This is a genomic window from Candidatus Thiodiazotropha sp. LNASS1, from assembly GCF_964212655.1.
Classification (GTDB): domain Bacteria; phylum Pseudomonadota; class Gammaproteobacteria; order Chromatiales; family Chromatiaceae; genus Thiodiazotropha.
In genome coordinates this window covers 216236-232275 of record NZ_OZ156465.1, presented here as the reverse complement: position 1 = coordinate 232275, position 16040 = coordinate 216236, and the positions used below count along the sequence as shown (strand labels likewise).

The window sequence follows — 16040 nt, the reverse complement described above, 5'->3', positions numbered from 1 at the left end:
CTCCATATATATTGAATGCACGTGTAATCGGAAGAAAAGCGCTTTTATGCGGCCTATACTCCTTCTGATCTGCCTCCCTCATCGCCAACCCTATCTAGGGACCTGTCTCTCGTTCGACAGCGTACTCATACTCGATTTCGCAGTAGCTTGGGAAGCCGACAGAATCAATGCGCACATTTACGGGCCCTGACCTGACGCTCGCCCGATCAGGTTTCATGCCTTCGTCACCGGGAAGATAGAGCCTAGTGTAAGCGCCGCCGAAATTGTCATCGTCGTTTAGCGCTCCGTCCTTGTCCCAAAGGGCAAACTCGACATAAAGGAACGGCATCACGACAGGCGGATTCTCGTAGATACCGATCATGTCGTTGGCAAAGCTGAGAAAGTACCGGCGTCCGCCGTCGTTGATCTCCCATTCGCTGTTGTGTACAACAACGTCGATATTGGCTTGATCGCTCAACCCTCCTAACAGTTCATAAAAGATATTTGCAATCTCATCGGGGATATTACGAGCGTTAAGTTGGCTCAGTAAGCGCGCGCGGTCTTGATTGGGGACGTCAACTGTTTCCCGTAACTTCCTATCAAACGATTCGTCCAAAATTATCTGCTCATTGGATGAGAGCACGACCCATTCATGAGACTGTACAGTTTTTGGTTTCGTTCTGACGCCACTGGATGTTCCGGTGTTGAGTTTGCCGCCACGAAAACCAATGCCTGCCCGTGCCAAAAGATAGATATCGTTCGTGACCTTAATTGTTGATGGGTACTCCACCTTTGATATCCAGCGTATCTTATTCACCTTGACCTTCACCGACTTCACGTAGGGAGCGTCGACGTGCCGAACAACGAAATCGACTTGTCCGCGTGGCGAGCCCTCATCGGGTGACGCGATGTCTACAAGACCGCCTTTGTTATAGGCGCCATAGAATTGATCTTCGGGGTATGCCAGAACCAGCGCTCCCATGGGATCATTGGTACCGTCTTTCTTGATCTTATCCCCTAACTCTTTTGCCAGTTCGCCCCCGCCTTTCCAGAGAAGCTTTTGCCAACCCGGGTCATTTTTACTAGGCACATTCTCCATGCCTTTGCCGATTGCCTTAAAAATAAACGCAGCCAGATCGCTCGCCCAGCCCTCATCCAGTTCGACTCCAGCGAGCGAGAGCGATAGCACCTCGCTCATCTCACTTTCTTTCCTGGCGAACACAGGAATCTCCGCAGGCCAATCTGCTTCCCTGCTCTCCCATGGCACCGTCTGTCGATAAGGAAAGTGAAGTCCAGTCTGGAAAAACATACGCTGCGCCCCCGTCGAGGTGCTTGGAGGTTCCACTACTGTTGAACCGCCTAGGGTCCATTTGTGTTCTGGAATACCGTCTAAATCCCCACCCTCGTCCTTATCGATATTGAAACGCTTGGTCATCCCGACAAACATCGGTCTTGACTTCCATTTCGAGCGGAGGTAGATGGGCACGTCGTTGCTGAAATAGCCTTCGCGATGGGGCGGCTGAACGCGCAGCAGCGCCTCACCTTCAAAAGGCATCCCGCCGGGTGCTAACTTAGAGAGATCTACCCGCACCACCTGAATATTATTCTGCACTCGCCCGATTTCCGGGTGAAACTCGAGCTCAGGGAGAAAATCACCTTCGGCAGGACGTAGCACCGGAAACTTTGCCTTGAGCGCCCCTTCCCTCAAGGGATCTCCGAGGTAGATCCAAGTCCAGTCATTGCCGAGATTGACACCCCAGATCAAGACTGTGCTCCTGCCGGGGTCGTTTAGGAAGTTTGTTTCGTGCGGAGTGAGACCAAAAATAACCGGATTATCCTCTTCGAGACTCTTTGGAATCCAGAGTTTATGTACCCCAGACTGGACCACCCTTTTCGGTGCGGGACTGCTCGAAATGGCTTCCGGAAGGACGTAGTTCTGTCCCAAATAACGGTCTTGCACGAAACGATGGGCAAAAACTTGGCGTTCTGGAACTAGTACCGGATGCCGCCCCATAGATGTGTATGTTTCATAAAAGACGTCTCGGTTGGCAGTGATGAACGCTCCGTGCTCATTCGGGAAGCCCTGAGCTATCGGACGCTTGCGCAATTCACTGGCGGCTGCGTCCAGCTTATCGTGAAAGATGTCTAGATAAGCGTTTGAACTACTAAAGGACCGAAACGAAGTGCCACCTGGCGGTAGGGGACCTCGTGAGTGGGTGGTAAGCACCGTGGCGCCGTCGACCTTTACCTCTAAGGAAATTGTGGGTTCTGGATAGTCCTCATCTTCAACTACTCGATGCTCAATGCCGATTGCGTACCACCGTTTTAATTCGAACCCCTTCAACACGTTTTCGACAAGGGTTTTGTCGGGTTCGCCTGGAGCGGTCGTTGACAGGGTAGCCGAAACAGATGGGCCAAGAGGCCCTGAATGCACCTCAAACCGGAGACGGTAGGCGGCAGTTTCTGCTTCACGAAAGCGAAGGTCGATCCGACCTTCGAGCAACATTAGTCCAAAAGAGAGATGATGAGCATGCGGAGCGATACTCGGATGTTCATCAACGGGCAACCAACGCGCTACTGCGTCACCGCGCGCTACAACTATCTGGTGAGAATTCAGGTTGGCCTCTTGCCATTCTGGCGGCAGTTCCCATTCGCCTGCCAATGCAATCGCGAAGCATGACATCATTGAAGCGAATATAGCCAGCTGGGAAAAAAACTTAAATGGCAGGAGTGAGTTTCGGCGGCTGGAATGTACATTCATAAAGATCTCCCTATCTTGTGGTAAGGTTGAACTTAATTTCCGTGTACGACGTAAATTTATGTATAAACGCCCCTATCCTTGGTTGGCTTCAGTATCCCCCGGTTCTGGGACGGAGGTCAATCTCCTCTTCGATATATAGGGACGTACCACCGATCATTGCACATGATCGGCTGTTACATTTCTACTTAATTTGAGAACAAACTATCCACCACGAGTTTTTGCAATACCTTCCACAACAATGTGTACAGCCTCCAACTCACCACAGCCCCTATCCTTCATTATAGCTGCCCGTTCGGCCTTTTCGTGTTTCTCGGTCATGGCAAGCGCTAGGGATAGCGGCGGCGGGACATTACGAAATAGCGCTTCCATATTGTCGGAAAGCACGACACCCTCGACATATTTGCCAGGCTCCTTGCGAGCCGACAACAACAGACTGCGTTGCACATCGGTTAAATCCTTGAAGCGGGCGATTTGTTCAACCTCTTCCTTGGGCATCACCAGGCACAGCCACCACTCCATCATGTTGAGCATCTTGCGACTGGCATCGGGGAAGTCTTCCAGATTCTGGGTGGCAATCCAGAACCAGGCACCCAGTTTTCGCCACATCTTGGTGATCTTGACCACATAACGGGCCAGCAACGGATTGGTGGTAATGATGTGCCCTTCATCGGTCACCACCAGTGTCGGCCTTGCATCGTGCTGGTGGCGTTCTACCAGATCGTTGATATGGCTCATCATGGAGATGTAAGCGACGGTGAGCTGATCTTCATAGCCTTCCCGGGCCAGTATTCCCATCTCCAGAATCGTGATGTCCGCCTCGGGCCAGGGCGTGCCCGGACGGTTAAAAAAGTGTCCGGCGAGGCCTGAACAGAACAGCGCCATGCCGTCACCCATCTCGATGGCCCGGTTGCGCCGGTGGTCCGGCAGGCTTTCATCGTGACCGATACTTTGGAGTGCAGCGACGACATCCTGGGTGAGCACCTGATCGCGGCCTGTCTCCTTGACGGTTTTGGCCGCCAGGAAAATCGCATTACGGATCAACAGCCGGTCGGCCCGGGTCATGCGCGCATCCTCGCGTTCGTCACCCCCGGTTATCATGATACGGGCCGCGATCTCCATTTCGCCGAGCACGTCACGGCCGGTGCCCTCCTCACCCAGTTTGTCGTCTTCTTCCAGTGCGTCCGGATCATCGCGCACAGACTGCTGACGCCCCTTCTGCAACACACGTAAGGCACCGGCGAATGGTGGCAGACTGACATCGGTATTCGGGTTCAGGGTAACCTGGTTGACCGCCAGGCCATGAGCCTGAAACTGCTGACCCAGCAGCGAGAAGGAACCGCCAGCCTCGATGATGAAGATGCGCGGGCGGTATATGGCGGCCATCTGCTGCAGCAGATAAACCAGCATTGCCGACTTGCCGGCGCCGGTGGGACCGAGGATCAGCATGTGAGCGTTCTTCTTGCGGTCGGCCCGGTGCAGGGGATCGAACACAAGAGGTTCGGCACCCCGATTGAAGAACACCAGACCCGGATGGCCGGTACCTTTGGATCGGCCGTACAGGGGTAGCAGATTCGCCGTATGACTGGAAAACACCAGTCGTGAACGGCGACTGGATTTTTCCAAGGCAGCATCGTAGGCCATGGGCAGGTTACGAATATAGCTGTCGAGTGCCAGCAGATCGGCTTCGTGGAGAATCGGTTGCAGCCCGTTGGGCAACAACAACGCGTTCAACTGATTGACATTGGCGCGCAGGGTCTTCATATCGTTCCCACGCACATAGAACGCGATGCCCAGCGGATAGAGCTTGTTACCGCGTGCCATCTCCCGCTCCACGGCCTCGGCGTCTTCCTTGGTGAGTTCGGCCTCCGCGGAATCCCCCACTGCGGCCCGTTTGACCTGGGCGATGTGGTTACGCGTGAAGTCCTGAGGCTTGGCCGTCAGGGTCAGCACCATCACGGTGTATTCAGGAAATCGGTCAAACAGTGAGAAGACATGATCGCCGGCCTGGCGCTCTGCGGTCATGTGACCGACTTCGGGCGCCCGGCGCAGTCCCTGGATGGTCACCAACGTATGAGGTAGGTCATCGAACCACCAGGTCGCCGAGGCATTGTCCGAGCGAGGCATCGTCAGCATCAGGCGATCGGCAAGATCATGCCCAAACGGCAGGTCTTCATCCCCCGGATAGGGGGCAATCTCAAGCAACTTATCGGGATCACCACCCGTAATTTCAGGCCTTGGGTTGAACCATTTCAGCAACCATTCGTAGAGGTCCCGACCCGTACCACGGCGTACCCGAATCCCAGCCGAGGCCAGTGAGGCTACCCACTTGGTGGCCACATCGTTCAGGGATTCCTCGATTTCCACAGCGGACGGCACCCGACCATTAGGTTTCAGACGACGGTATAACGTGGCCCGCACACGCCGGACCTGGCCGCGCCACTGGGTACCGGTCACCGCGGTGTCTTCAAAGAGACCACCCGGACGGGTAATCCGGGCGAGATGCTCCGACAATGTTTGCTGGAAGTGGCGGGTATAGCCTGACTCACGCGCACCGGGCTGTGCATAGTCCGCGATCTCCTTCTCGAACCCCTGAAGACTCGGATCGTCCTGGACGTACATCTGCAAGATCCACGGTGCGTCGTCTTCTTCAGGAATGGCATCGGTCAGCGCGGTCTGGATCGCATCGCGCAACTGGGTCATGAACGCGGGTGTACGTGCCTCGGTACCGGCTGGGATCAGTTCGAACAGGGCGCCGACACTGATCCCGTCTTCCAGCAGAAAGGTACGGCTTGCCGGGTTGTATTCCATCCACGGCAAGAAGTCGGTAAACGACGGCGGGCGTTCATACAGCTGCTTGACCTGGTTCGTGGTGACAGGCAAGTCTTCGCTTTGCTCCTCTCGCCTTGAGGGCGTAGGGACTGATTTCATGAAACTCACCGGCGGCCACCACCCTGCTGACTACGGACTTCACCGGGTAGCGCATATTCCACCTGTTCATACATCGGGAAGGCGGTCGTATAGCCGGGCACCGGTGCGCCGGCACCACCGGCCAGGTGCGGAAAGATGTACATCACCAGCGTCGGATTAGGCAGGCGAGGAAACAGCACATCGATCTCGTTGAAAGCATCTCGTGTATAACCATGCAGCGCTGCGTCACCCGAGACGATGGACCGGCTGCCCAACTCACCACGAATGACCTGAGGATTGTCGGCATTCATCTCATGCACGTGGCCCTCATAAATAGCCTTCATCGAAGGGCCATCCTGGGGTAGTACGGTATCCTTGGTGCTGGCGCAACCGGCCAGCACCAGGCTAATCAAGCCGAGTGCGGCGATAGGGGTCGAGGTCGGTTTCATGGGTCAGTTTCCTGCCAGTGGTATCGAAATCAATAGGGAGTTCCAGGTCAACATGGATGGCAATGCGGATGCCGGCCGGGACGAAGACGGCATCGAAGCTCTGGGACTGGCGCTCCAACAGCCACTTCGACACTTCCTCGCTACCGCCGGAAATGGTCTTGCCCAACACGAAGCGGCCGGTATCGCCGCTGACGCTGCTGCTGACACTGCCCGCATTGCTCACCACCGATGTTGTCTCGGCATTAGCCGCCGCTTCCGCAGCCGCCTGGATGGCCATCACACCGATCCGTTGGCTAAGAAACGCCGGCGCGTTGGTCTTGCGTTCACCGGTGATGCAGGGGATGCCCTGTTCGTCGGAGATCCAGCCCAGCGGCTTTTCTGCGCCACCTCCCTGATTGCCTCGGTCATCGCCGGAAATGGTTCGGATGGTGCCATCCTCGAAAACGAAGGTGACCGAATCGAGGCGACCGGTCACACATGAAAGCGTCCAGTCTCCAACAGCGGTCCCACTCCACACCATGCCTTGAACGCCCGGCACTGTGAGGCCATTGGCGGCCAGGTTATCTGCGCCGGTGATAACCTTGAACGGCATCGGATCACGAACCTGTCCTTGCACCGGCACCCGGCCGACCAGGGCCGTCATGGCTGTTGAACCGATCAAGGTGGCGTTTCGGGGAACTGTATAAACGGGATGGACGGTGCTGAGTTCCTGAGTCAGTGCCTGTTTAATTTTTGGAGTCTTTTCAGTCGCCGATGTCAACGCACTTCCGGTCGACTGACCTACCCTCTGCAGCAGACTGTTTCCATTGGCCTCTAACGCAGCATCGTCGACACTATCCAGCGGTTCGACCCAGATCAGGCTGTCAGAAGTTGTAGCCCCCTCTCCGACGTCATCGAGGCCCAGACCCACCGGGATGTCACTGCCACTTTGGTTGGGGTAACGCTGGGAAAGAGACTGAGACAGCGCATCCACACGTGCCGTCAGGGAAGAAAGCACACCGGCATCGATCCGGTCGCGTGACTCCCGGTCTTTTTCATGGGAGAGCAGCTCACGCTTGACCCGGGTTGTGACGTTCTCCTCGATCTGGTGACGGTTGGCCAGCAGATCGCGGTTCTCTTTGCGCAGCTGGTCATTGTCCTTGCGTAAAGCCTGTACTTCCGTGGTCATGGAGGCGACATTGGCCGTCAGCGTCTTGATGGTATCGGCAGGACTGTCCGCATCCGGCGCAGGCGCTTGGGGCACGCTCTCCAGAACGAGTGCATCTTCAGGTTCCTGCGAACAGGATTTCTGGGTGACGAATACCAGCATCAGCACAACGGCGCCGGCAAGCAGGGGTAAGAGTCGGTTGGAGGTTGTTTGTGCCATGGTAAGCCCTAGTGCGAAACGCCGAATTGCCGGGCGGAGATCAGATACACAGCCGTGGTATCAGCTTCATCGCCTTTGGGAAGCAGACGGTGGTGCTGAAAGGTTGCCGTCAGCCAGGTACCCCGAATGTTGCGTGGGTCCAGTGTTAGCGCCTGTTCGGTACGGTTGGTGAGCTTGACCGCGGTGATATAGAGACCCTTGGCGCGCCATGCTACCAGCGGGACCCCTTCGACGACGCCACCATGGTACAGATCGACAGGATCACGGCTGACCGGCACCCGGACAATACCGGGCTGGTCTTTGACCAGGCGAGCCGGGGCATAGAGCTGTTGGGCGGCGAAGCGGGTCAGCTGAATAAAATCAGGCCGCTCCTGTTCCGGCTCATGTCCGGCAGTCGCCTGATCTTTCTCATTGCCCTGTTCACCCGACACATAGATTTGAATCGGATGACCTGGCCCGCCTTCTTCTGTAGCCGTGGCATCGAACAGGTAGATACGCCCACTATCGAGTTCACGCACCATGAGCCGGTTGGATCCGAAGGACGTGTGCGCCAACAGGTAGACCATCCCGTTGACACTCTGCGTGCGCAACACACCCTGAACGGAGGCCGGCACACCCACCTTTACTGCGGCGGGAAATTCAATCCGCTGTTCCTGACCAACTGCGAGTTCCAACCGGATCGGTGCTTTTTTCCACTCGATCCGCTCAAGCGTTTCCGTCTCGGCATGCACGAGCGACTGCATCAAGAGCAGCGTCACACCCAGCCAGGTAGTCATTACGGAATGGTTCGATGTTTTTTTTCGCATGGGTTGCTCCTGCTATTGTTCTTGCCCGGCATCTACACCGAGTTCTGATTCTTCCAGCCGGCGCGGCCCGTCACTCGCAAAGCCGTCCAACGCCAGCCCCCAGGGATTGGCTTCCGGATCGACTGCGAGACTGACCACCCGCAAGGGATAGCGAATGGCGGTTTTCTTCACCGTCATGCCTTTCACCGACTCGAACAGATCGAGATCCAGCCAGACCACCCAAACGCCTGGCGCGAGTACATCGACGCGACGTTCCTCGTAGCCGTGTCCGGCAATCTCATGCACACCTCGCACCCGGTAGGCCAGCTCACCCTTACGGCCCTTCTGTTCCAGGTCGGCCATGAGCTCCGTCCGGTATCGCGGCGTCACATACGGAGAGATGCGGAAGATGGCCTTGCCATAGTCCTTGGCTCCATCGTCGGGCCAGCGGTTAAGCTGCTGGAAGATGTAAAAGGCAAAGGCATACACATTAGCCGCCGGCACTTCGTCGACCGAAAGCGTCGCCCCGGAACGCAGATCAGGAGGGACATGTACCGTCAACTGTTTCGGCGCCTGACTCCAGCCAAACCAGAGAACCAGGATCACGACGAACTGGAGGCCGATCACCACACATAGTGAGCGCAGGTGCGCGCGAACGTTATCGATCTCGGTGCGGTAACGTCGCATACCGTGTTCTCCCGATATCCCAGGCGCCACTGCGCCGAATGAACGGCGAGCTGCGCAAACCATGGTCCGACAACCAGATGGCAATCTGTTGCTGGTAGTAACCATCCGGTCGGCCACGTTTCAGCCGCTGGAACAGCCCCGCCATAACGATGACTGTTCCCACGACACCGACACCGGCCATGCCGAACCCCATGGTGACCGCGCCCAACAAACCCGCCAGGAGGAGGCTAACGGATAACCAGATGAGCGCGGCCACACCCACGATGATGCCCAGTTCGGACGACGAGCAGCCCTTGAAAATCGCCGGCTCTACATTGAGCCGATCGGCCAGAATGTCGTCTCGACCCGACATCGGTTAGATGACGCCCGCGGCTTCGGTGAGCAGGTAGCTGGCAAAGATCAGTACGATCGCACCGACGATGCCGAGCACGCCCACTTCGGCCCATTCGGCCTTGCCCTGGCGAGCCTCGTTGAACTTGGCGAAGCCGAGATAGGCAATCCACAGGAAGCCCAGCACAGCGATCGCCAGACCCAGGACCAGACCGCCATCCTTGATGTAACCCGAAATGAGCCCAATCCAGTCACCGGCTGCGGGTGCGGTACTGGGCGCCACCGGGGTCGGCAACGCCGCGAATACCGACTGGCTTGCCGTAACTGCGAGCAACCCAGCTGCGGTTACCACCTTTTTTACTGCTTTCTTCATCATTACTTTCTCTCCGAGGTAACGGGGTTGCCCCCCTGTTAAAAATACGGGGAACTCCCCGAACCCCTGCGACAGTGGCCAACGGCCGCTACCGCAGATAAAAACCCAACACCATAAGCACGATGCTGGCGCGCAGTGCCGACCAGACCACATCGAACAAAACGACCTGCCCGTTCTGCCAGGCACGGAAGGTGCCCAGCAAGACCCAAATAACCCAGACGAAGGCCAGCACCAGCACGACCGATGCGATGCCGGTCAGCAACGTGGCCGGTGTAAAACCGGAGCCCGCTTGAAATGCCGTGTTCTGAGCTGCCGTCATGACCTGACATCACCGACGGTAATCGCCGCGCAGCGGCGGGAAAGTCCGGGGTTCAGAACGTGGTGCATCGATGTGTTCCTGGATCCCGAGTCGAATCCGATCAAGATCCTGGCGCAGCCACTCATACTGGAAACGTACACGGGCATCCGGATTGGCTTGAGTAGCCGCTTCCGTTATCAGCGGATCGATGGCCTGTAGTTCGTGGATAATCCGGGCGAGTGCCGCCCGCTCACCGTCTGCGTCAGCAATGGCAAGCTGAACCGGCAATACAGCCGCCAACAGTCCTGAGACCAGCAGATTGGTAATTTGCATGGATGTCCTCCCCGTGTTGCGCATGACGCGCATGGTGGGGGATTCGGGGAGGACTAGATATGGAAAATCAGATCAGAAAGGTGTGGGATTTCCTATTACCACAATAGAAGGTGGTTAGAGCAACAACCTAGCCACCCAAAATGTTACGTTGGTTGTGAATTAGCGCCAGAATAAACCGTAAGGCAGTATGAATTAAGTGATGACACCCTACTATCTTGGCTAACAGAGAATGCGTTGCCGTTCGGTTGCCAACTCAATGCCCTAACATGATGGGGGCGATTGGAAGTAGACTCTCGACTTAACTATGATGGTTATTGAGATCCGCAATTCTCCACTCATTGATGAATAAAAAAACCAACTACTACTTTGGTGTGAACATGGATCGAACAATGGTTACATCGTATATATATTCACCTTTATTGCAGAATCAGCAAGCGTATCTCCTATCGCTACATTCACAACTTTCATTTTCCTTTCTTTTGGAAGAACAGCCTCGGCAATAAGACAACCTATGTTTACATACCTCCTACACGACATAGGGTAGAAGTTAACAAAACAATCGACAGACCGCTTCTTCATATTGTTAAGCAACTGAACCACCTCACCGGCACAGTCAGTCGTATTCTCACACAATAAATTATACTCATTATTATCATGGAACTCTTTTAAATCCGTTTCTGCCCGATAGAACCTAACATAACTTTTCCCCTCTTCTCTTACTTTTCTTATAAATTCAAACCTAGGCTCTAATTCCTTTATGACACTAATACGGAATTCATCACGTAAAGCACTTTCTGAAAACATCCAGCAATCAATACTGCGTCTCTCAATGGAATCCTCCTTCACCGGAGCCTCTCTCAAACAATAAGGCAAGGTCGGATTTTCTGCATAATATTTCTCCAGCGCATCACTTTTTAACTTCTGAAAGACCATGTGATCAGTAATACCGGGTCTAAATGGTTCAAGTTCTTGCCAGTCATTCACTAATAGAAGAAGCCTTTCTATATGATTCAGCCGAACAAGATCTCTACCCACCTCCCATGTTTCCTCAGAAAATTGTCTTAGTGAGATGTTATGGTCATCGGCCACCAAAGCCTTACCAGATGCGCTCTCCTGGATTCGATAGTTGAGCATGAAATGACCTGTCTGAAGTACACTCTTGGAAAACCCACCGGCTTCCTTAGCCACTATGTCCTTCAGCACTTTGGCCAATTGGTTATTGTTCACAAATATTTACCCACGCTTAGAGCGAAATACCAAACCGAACGCAGCACCTACAGCATTACCAAATACTCCAACGAATACTGCCAAGCCATTTTCAATAGCCGCAGGATCAATCACCATTGAAGAGATACTGAGAACCCCACCGACTATTACAGAAGAATACGCCACCACAATATCCGTCTTACCAGTCAGCAAATACCATGCTAGAGGTACTGCTACAATTGGAACCCATACCGCGTAACCAGCCAACAGTATTGATAATATGTTTGGAGCGTAAATTGCGACAAACACCGCAGATGCCGATACGAATAGTGTAACTATACGAACAGACGCTAAGTCTTTTACTTCATCAGCCCCATCATTCCTCATGATATCCCTAACAAAGGAGGTTGCTCCTGCGTTGAACAACGACTCCTGAGTCGACATAACAATGGAAGCTAACGCGACGACAAAGAGCCCTAGCAAACCGGACGGAAGCACTGCGAATCCAGAGCCAATAAAAGCACCTTGATCTCCACCCTGGTTTATAAAATACGCACTCAATACTCCAATCGTTACAACAATAAAAAACCATACCGCCGACATAATCCCTGCGGCAATAAAACTCTTTGATGCAATACTTTTTGTACGAGAAGCAAATGCTCTGTTTGCGTACGGCGGTATTAAAAACTCTCCCAGCAAAAAAGCAAGAGAAAGACCGATAAGGGAGATAACAGTATGGCTCTCTATCGCTTTATCCGTAGAAGCAAGCGCACTCGCCATCCAGTCAACAGGAACTTGCTTTTCTTCCAGCATAAACATCAACAGAAGTATTGTGGCCACTAGTATGAGCACAGCCTGAACAACTTCAGTATATATTACGGCTTTCAACCCTCCTGTGACCGCATATAGAACCCCGATAAATGTTACTATGAGAACCGCTGTATTAAACTCAATATCCAGTATGCCGGATAGAATACTACCTCCCACTTTCGCCATTATTGCGGAAAAAGCCACAGTCAGAACGAGTGATACTATCCCCACGACAACCTGCATGTGGCTTCCGTAGGCTTTGCGCAACACATCTCCTAAAGAATGACAATCGGTGTGTTCCTGAAGTCGTGGCGCAAAATACAATCCGGTCAAGACGTACTGAACAGAAAAGAAGCAAAATATAAAGAAATACAAGTACCCATAATTCATGCCTTTATCAGCTAGAGCAATCGAGTAACCTGGACCTATAAGGGTAGCTAGCAAACTTAGTGTTACCAGCATGCTAGAAACAGATCTCCCAGCCACGGAAAAATCAGAGAAAACAATCTTTTTCCAACGAAAGTACAATGCCAGCACAAGCAAAAATGCAAAATATGTAAAAACAACAAATATGTCTAAACCTGATAATTTCATATCACACCCCGCTTCAGGATTCGGAGGTATCTTTTATGACACGATACCACCTTATTTGGGTTAGTCTGGAAATATACTTGTATGCTTTATCATCCTTGAAGATATGATAAAAAAACTCGATATCATTATCTTCAGAAGAGCATCCCAAAGATTCTCTCAACTTTTTAGCTGACTCACCCTTTGCATCTCTAATACTGTGATATTCATGCCCGCCCTCGTTAGTGTATAAATGCACGTAGTTAGGCCTCACCTGTAGCTTACCGCCACCATCAGGCCTTTCAAACAAGTCCACAAGTGATTTCGCAATATTTGCTTCATTTTTCTTTTTTAAATTGGGAACTTGATCTTCATCAATAATCAGACTGCAGTATTCATCAAGGATGCTACTGCCTTTAGTATCTGGCACCTGCAGCCCTATCGCTTTGCCCATACCAATATCCCCATCTACCACATCCATTCTTTCGCCTGTAATGGCCACAATGAGCATCTTGCAAATCAAAACAAACTTTTTTTTGATCCTTGAAAGGAAAGCCTCTGAATAGTGGAATTGAGTATCATCAACGCTATAGATAAATCCAAGAAACTGATCAACAATTTTCTCGACTAGCTGTGAAGCATCAAAATCTTGGAACTCACGCTTAACAGCAGGAGGAACCAGCCCAAAGCGGTCATAGATCTCGCCCGGTCTCGGATGAACCAACCGCAACAATCTATACGCAGAATGGTCGTTGTATAGCCACTCGTGAAGCATCAAGAACCGAAGTAGCAAGAAGGTATAATCTTCTCGAATTAGCCTTTGCTTTGTTCTATCTATATCAGTACGGGACTGCCCACTCCTTCCTGAATTATATTTATTCACTCCCATCACGAGACTTGAGAGCTCGGCAAAAATCCAGCCACCTGCATCTATGCCAGTTTTTATCAGTTTGTATCTTTGTTCTCTGTCTAGGGCATTGTTATTGCAAATCACATATGCTTCACCAAACACAGGAAGCTCAACAATTCCTTCATATAAGTGCGCATTTGGAGATAGGGGTACGTGAAAAATATAGCCATTTGATGGCGTAAACGAATCATCCCTCCATACCAAACCATCGGCATCTGACGCTTTGTGCCGGTCACTATCTGACAGGTTTTTTAAAAACTCATCCACCCCTTCTTCAAGATCTGAAAAAGTAGTTTGATCAAGTTCCTCGAAAGAATCTATCGTCACTTCAAATTGACTAGCAAAGCCCACTGAGAAATATCTAATAGCAGACCACCCTGCTGCAGGCTGGCCCAAGAGAGACGAATATACTGGTCCCTTATTTTTTGCATAAACCGCATCTGCAATATCTATGAAAAACCCATTTTCCGAGTGAACGTTCTGACCCCTATTTTTTATGCACGTAGATGGCACATGAAATAGGACGGTAGCTCTTCTCCAGAAGAGCCTTGGTTGTAGTTTTGCAATAAGCTCTGAAAAAATGTCCATGCGCTAAACAGCCTATCAATTAGACTTACGCTACCTTCGGTACGGGAGCACTTCAAATAAAGGTCGAGGAAAATCTTTTTTTCTTTTCGAAAAAGTTTTCTACGAAGAATTCCATTCCGGAAATTGAATGCACTTTTACTAAGGCAGCGTAGATAGTTTTTATATTCAGCCTTCCGTTACATATCTGATATGCATTGATAAATTGAAACCCCAATCAGAGTTCTGATTGGGGTGATGATGGCGAGGTGCCGCCTTTGATGAGGCCTATTTCACCAGGCGACACCTCTTCCCGCGTCACAGAACTCCACAGAACCCGTGAAGACTGCGCTTGGGCCAGAAAAGTCTAGCAGATTTGGAGGTTTACCCTCCATACAGCCTCCCCGGCCTGTGGGTAACACACTGAAATATAGTGACTTTTCGGAGGTTACCATGTATGTTCGTTTCAAATTAGCGGCTTTTGCCGCCCATGTGGCGAAAGCATCAGCATATTCGCAAGTTCTTGCCAATCACTGGAGTCACTTGCAGACCGGCCAAGCATTGCCTCTCCTGGTAATTATTGCGTCGTACGTGCTTAGCGGTATAGCACAAGTAGATTTCGCAGAAGAAACAAGTGAAGCAACCACTCGAGTCTTCCAGGAGCGCTTCATTCGTGTCTTGCGGAGCGTTGGCCATGTGGCTTACGCGACCTATGCAGTGAATCCTCTCGTTTATCTGCCGTTGCTCATCGCTAATGTGCTGGAAACTTACGCAGCGTTTTTTCCGCAAGGGAAAGTGGCTTTTGTAATAGTGGGCCCCAACACCCGAAAATGGTTCACGCTACTGATCCTGGTCGCATACTTCCTGAGTGCCTCCGGTGATTTGATCGGCCACGCCCCGGTTCTGGCAATAGTATCGATTCAGAGTCTGTCTACTTTCCTTGTCAGCAAGGAGTAACCACGTAGACTTCTGATCTTAGCGGTCAAACCCTTTTCCACTTCAGCCCCGGACCAACCGGGGCTTTCTAACACACCGCTGAGCGATTTTCTGACACCTACCTCTACCGTCACTCGATAAACCGTGCAGATAGTTATGTTACATACTAGTTACACGGCAGACCGGCCAAATCGAAACTGTATAACCATGTTCTTCAAAAGCAACAACACGCCGTGAACGTCTGCTTTCCCGTACATCAATTGGTTGAGCATGAATCACTTAGAGTCTGGTTTGGTTGCACCGCGGTCCATTACATACTTGTGATATTCGAAACAATTAATTGATAACCTCCGGTTTGGAAACATAGGCAGAAATGTATCTCCACAGAGAGTCAGGCACCACCCGCATCGCGGGGGGCATGATGTAGCACCTAGGGGGAGCGTTTGGCGTAAGGGCGACACAGGGGCCGTTGGACATGCATCAGTAACGTTAGTCGTCTAAATCAAACCCTTCTTGCCGACGTTCTGTCTCTTCCAGATGCCGGATATACTGCCTTACCTTGGCTTCATCCAGTCCAACCGTGCTCACACAGCACCCCGTCGACCAAAAATGAAAACCCTTTGCCCCCCCGTACTTTGATATATTCCCAGCGAATTCTAACTGTAGACTTCCCTTTCAATCGGCCAGTCGTGTACTCAACGCTGAGTTACGGTGGAATACTCAAACAGAGGTGGACATGATCAGGCATCGTATGCCCTTCTACTAATTCCACGCCA

Annotated in this window: 15 protein-coding genes; 1 reads left to right on the top strand and 14 read right to left on the bottom strand. The window is 52.2% G+C overall.

All coding sequences use genetic code 11. From position 1 onward, the window contains the following. Positions 1-94: 94 nt before the first annotated feature. From AB8516_RS00870 to AB8516_RS00810, 13 genes are all read right to left on the bottom strand, one after another. Complete coding sequence (locus AB8516_RS00870) at positions 95-2740, bottom strand: hypothetical protein (protein WP_369157160.1); 2646 nt, start codon at positions 2738-2740, stop codon at positions 95-97. Positions 2741-2941: 201 nt separating this feature from the next. Further along, positions 2942-5668, bottom strand: a complete 2727-nt coding sequence (locus AB8516_RS00865; protein WP_369157158.1) for a conjugative transfer ATPase — start codon at positions 5666-5668, stop codon at positions 2942-2944. 5 nt (positions 5669-5673) lie between these two features. Beyond that, the gene (locus AB8516_RS00860; RefSeq protein ID WP_369157155.1) at positions 5674-6096 is read right to left on the bottom strand and encodes a TIGR03751 family conjugal transfer lipoprotein; all 423 of its coding nucleotides are present in this window, start codon (positions 6094-6096) and stop codon (positions 5674-5676) included. Continuing rightward, entirely contained in the window at positions 6053-7462 is a 1410-nt protein-coding gene (locus tag AB8516_RS00855; protein WP_369157153.1) for a TIGR03752 family integrating conjugative element protein, read from the bottom strand. Before AB8516_RS00855 ends, AB8516_RS00860 begins: the two co-directional genes overlap by 44 nt. A gap of 8 nt (positions 7463-7470) precedes the next feature. After that, positions 7471-8268 (bottom strand): TIGR03749 family integrating conjugative element protein, encoded by a 798-nt coding sequence (locus AB8516_RS00850; RefSeq protein ID WP_369157150.1) that lies wholly within the window; start codon positions 8266-8268, stop codon positions 7471-7473. Between the two features lie 12 nt (positions 8269-8280). Next, a complete protein-coding gene (locus AB8516_RS00845; protein ID WP_369157148.1) occupies positions 8281-8997 on the bottom strand; it encodes a PFL_4703 family integrating conjugative element protein in 717 nt (238 codons plus the stop codon). After that, on the bottom strand, positions 8906-9286 hold the full coding sequence (locus AB8516_RS00840) for a TIGR03750 family conjugal transfer protein (protein ID WP_369157146.1): 381 nt from the start codon (positions 9284-9286) through the stop codon (positions 8906-8908). The genes AB8516_RS00845 and AB8516_RS00840 overlap by 92 nt, the downstream gene beginning before the upstream one ends. 3 nt (positions 9287-9289) lie before the next feature. Continuing rightward, positions 9290-9640 (bottom strand): TIGR03745 family integrating conjugative element membrane protein, encoded by a 351-nt coding sequence (locus AB8516_RS00835; RefSeq protein WP_369157144.1) that lies wholly within the window; start codon positions 9638-9640, stop codon positions 9290-9292. Between the two features lie 85 nt (positions 9641-9725). Beyond that, positions 9726-9956 carry a TIGR03758 family integrating conjugative element protein gene (locus AB8516_RS00830; protein WP_369157142.1) on the bottom strand — a complete coding sequence of 77 codons (231 nt, stop codon included), beginning with the start codon at positions 9954-9956 and terminating at the stop codon, positions 9726-9728. A 9-nt stretch (positions 9957-9965) separates the two neighbouring features. Beyond that, entirely contained in the window at positions 9966-10268 is a 303-nt protein-coding gene (locus tag AB8516_RS00825; protein WP_369157139.1) for an RAQPRD family integrative conjugative element protein, read from the bottom strand. Positions 10269-10661: 393 nt separating this feature from the next. After that, positions 10662-11495: a hypothetical protein gene (locus AB8516_RS00820; protein ID WP_369157136.1), complete on the bottom strand. Its 834-nt coding sequence runs from the start codon at positions 11493-11495 to the stop codon at positions 10662-10664. A gap of 6 nt (positions 11496-11501) precedes the next feature. Next, positions 11502-12878, bottom strand: coding sequence for a sodium:solute symporter (locus tag AB8516_RS00815; protein WP_369157133.1), 1377 nt, complete (start codon positions 12876-12878; stop codon positions 11502-11504). A 13-nt stretch (positions 12879-12891) separates the two neighbouring features. Continuing rightward, positions 12892-14352, bottom strand: coding sequence for a hypothetical protein (locus AB8516_RS00810; protein WP_369157130.1), 1461 nt, complete (start codon positions 14350-14352; stop codon positions 12892-12894). Between the two features lie 429 nt (positions 14353-14781). On the opposite strand from AB8516_RS00810, the gene AB8516_RS00805 reads away from it, so the two are divergent. Beyond that, positions 14782-15285: a hypothetical protein gene (locus tag AB8516_RS00805; protein ID WP_369157128.1), complete on the top strand. Its 504-nt coding sequence runs from the start codon at positions 14782-14784 to the stop codon at positions 15283-15285. A 685-nt stretch (positions 15286-15970) separates the two neighbouring features. On the opposite strand, the gene AB8516_RS00800 is transcribed toward AB8516_RS00805, so the two are convergent. After that, a complete protein-coding gene (locus AB8516_RS00800; RefSeq protein WP_369163209.1) occupies positions 15971-16036 on the bottom strand; it encodes a hypothetical protein in 66 nt (21 codons plus the stop codon). Between the last annotated feature and the right edge of the window lie 4 nt (positions 16037-16040).

Excerpts from the sequence above, each read along its gene's own strand:
- AB8516_RS00855 (WP_369157153.1), bottom strand. The coding sequence starts at position 7,462 with ATGGCACAAACAACCTCCAACCGACTCTTACCCCTGCTTGCCGGCGCC.
- AB8516_RS00845 (WP_369157148.1), bottom strand. The coding sequence starts at position 8,997 with ATGGTTTGCGCAGCTCGCCGTTCATTCGGCGCAGTGGCGCCTGGGATA.
- AB8516_RS00830 (WP_369157142.1), bottom strand. The coding sequence starts at position 9,956 with ATGACGGCAGCTCAGAACACGGCATTTCAAGCGGGCTCCGGTTTTACA.
- AB8516_RS00870 (WP_369157160.1), bottom strand. The coding sequence starts at position 2,740 with ATGAATGTACATTCCAGCCGCCGAAACTCACTCCTGCCATTTAAGTTT.
- AB8516_RS00810 (WP_369157130.1), bottom strand. The coding sequence starts at position 14,352 with ATGGACATTTTTTCAGAGCTTATTGCAAAACTACAACCAAGGCTCTTC.
- AB8516_RS00815 (WP_369157133.1), bottom strand. The coding sequence starts at position 12,878 with ATGAAATTATCAGGTTTAGACATATTTGTTGTTTTTACATATTTTGCA.
- AB8516_RS00850 (WP_369157150.1), bottom strand. The coding sequence starts at position 8,268 with ATGCGAAAAAAAACATCGAACCATTCCGTAATGACTACCTGGCTGGGT.
- AB8516_RS00840 (WP_369157146.1), bottom strand. The coding sequence starts at position 9,286 with ATGTCGGGTCGAGACGACATTCTGGCCGATCGGCTCAATGTAGAGCCG.
- AB8516_RS00825 (WP_369157139.1), bottom strand. The coding sequence starts at position 10,268 with ATGCAAATTACCAATCTGCTGGTCTCAGGACTGTTGGCGGCTGTATTG.
- AB8516_RS00860 (WP_369157155.1), bottom strand. The coding sequence starts at position 6,096 with ATGAAACCGACCTCGACCCCTATCGCCGCACTCGGCTTGATTAGCCTG.
- AB8516_RS00805 (WP_369157128.1), top strand. The coding sequence starts at position 14,782 with ATGTATGTTCGTTTCAAATTAGCGGCTTTTGCCGCCCATGTGGCGAAA.
- AB8516_RS00835 (WP_369157144.1), bottom strand. The coding sequence starts at position 9,640 with ATGATGAAGAAAGCAGTAAAAAAGGTGGTAACCGCAGCTGGGTTGCTC.
- AB8516_RS00865 (WP_369157158.1), bottom strand. The coding sequence starts at position 5,668 with ATGAAATCAGTCCCTACGCCCTCAAGGCGAGAGGAGCAAAGCGAAGAC.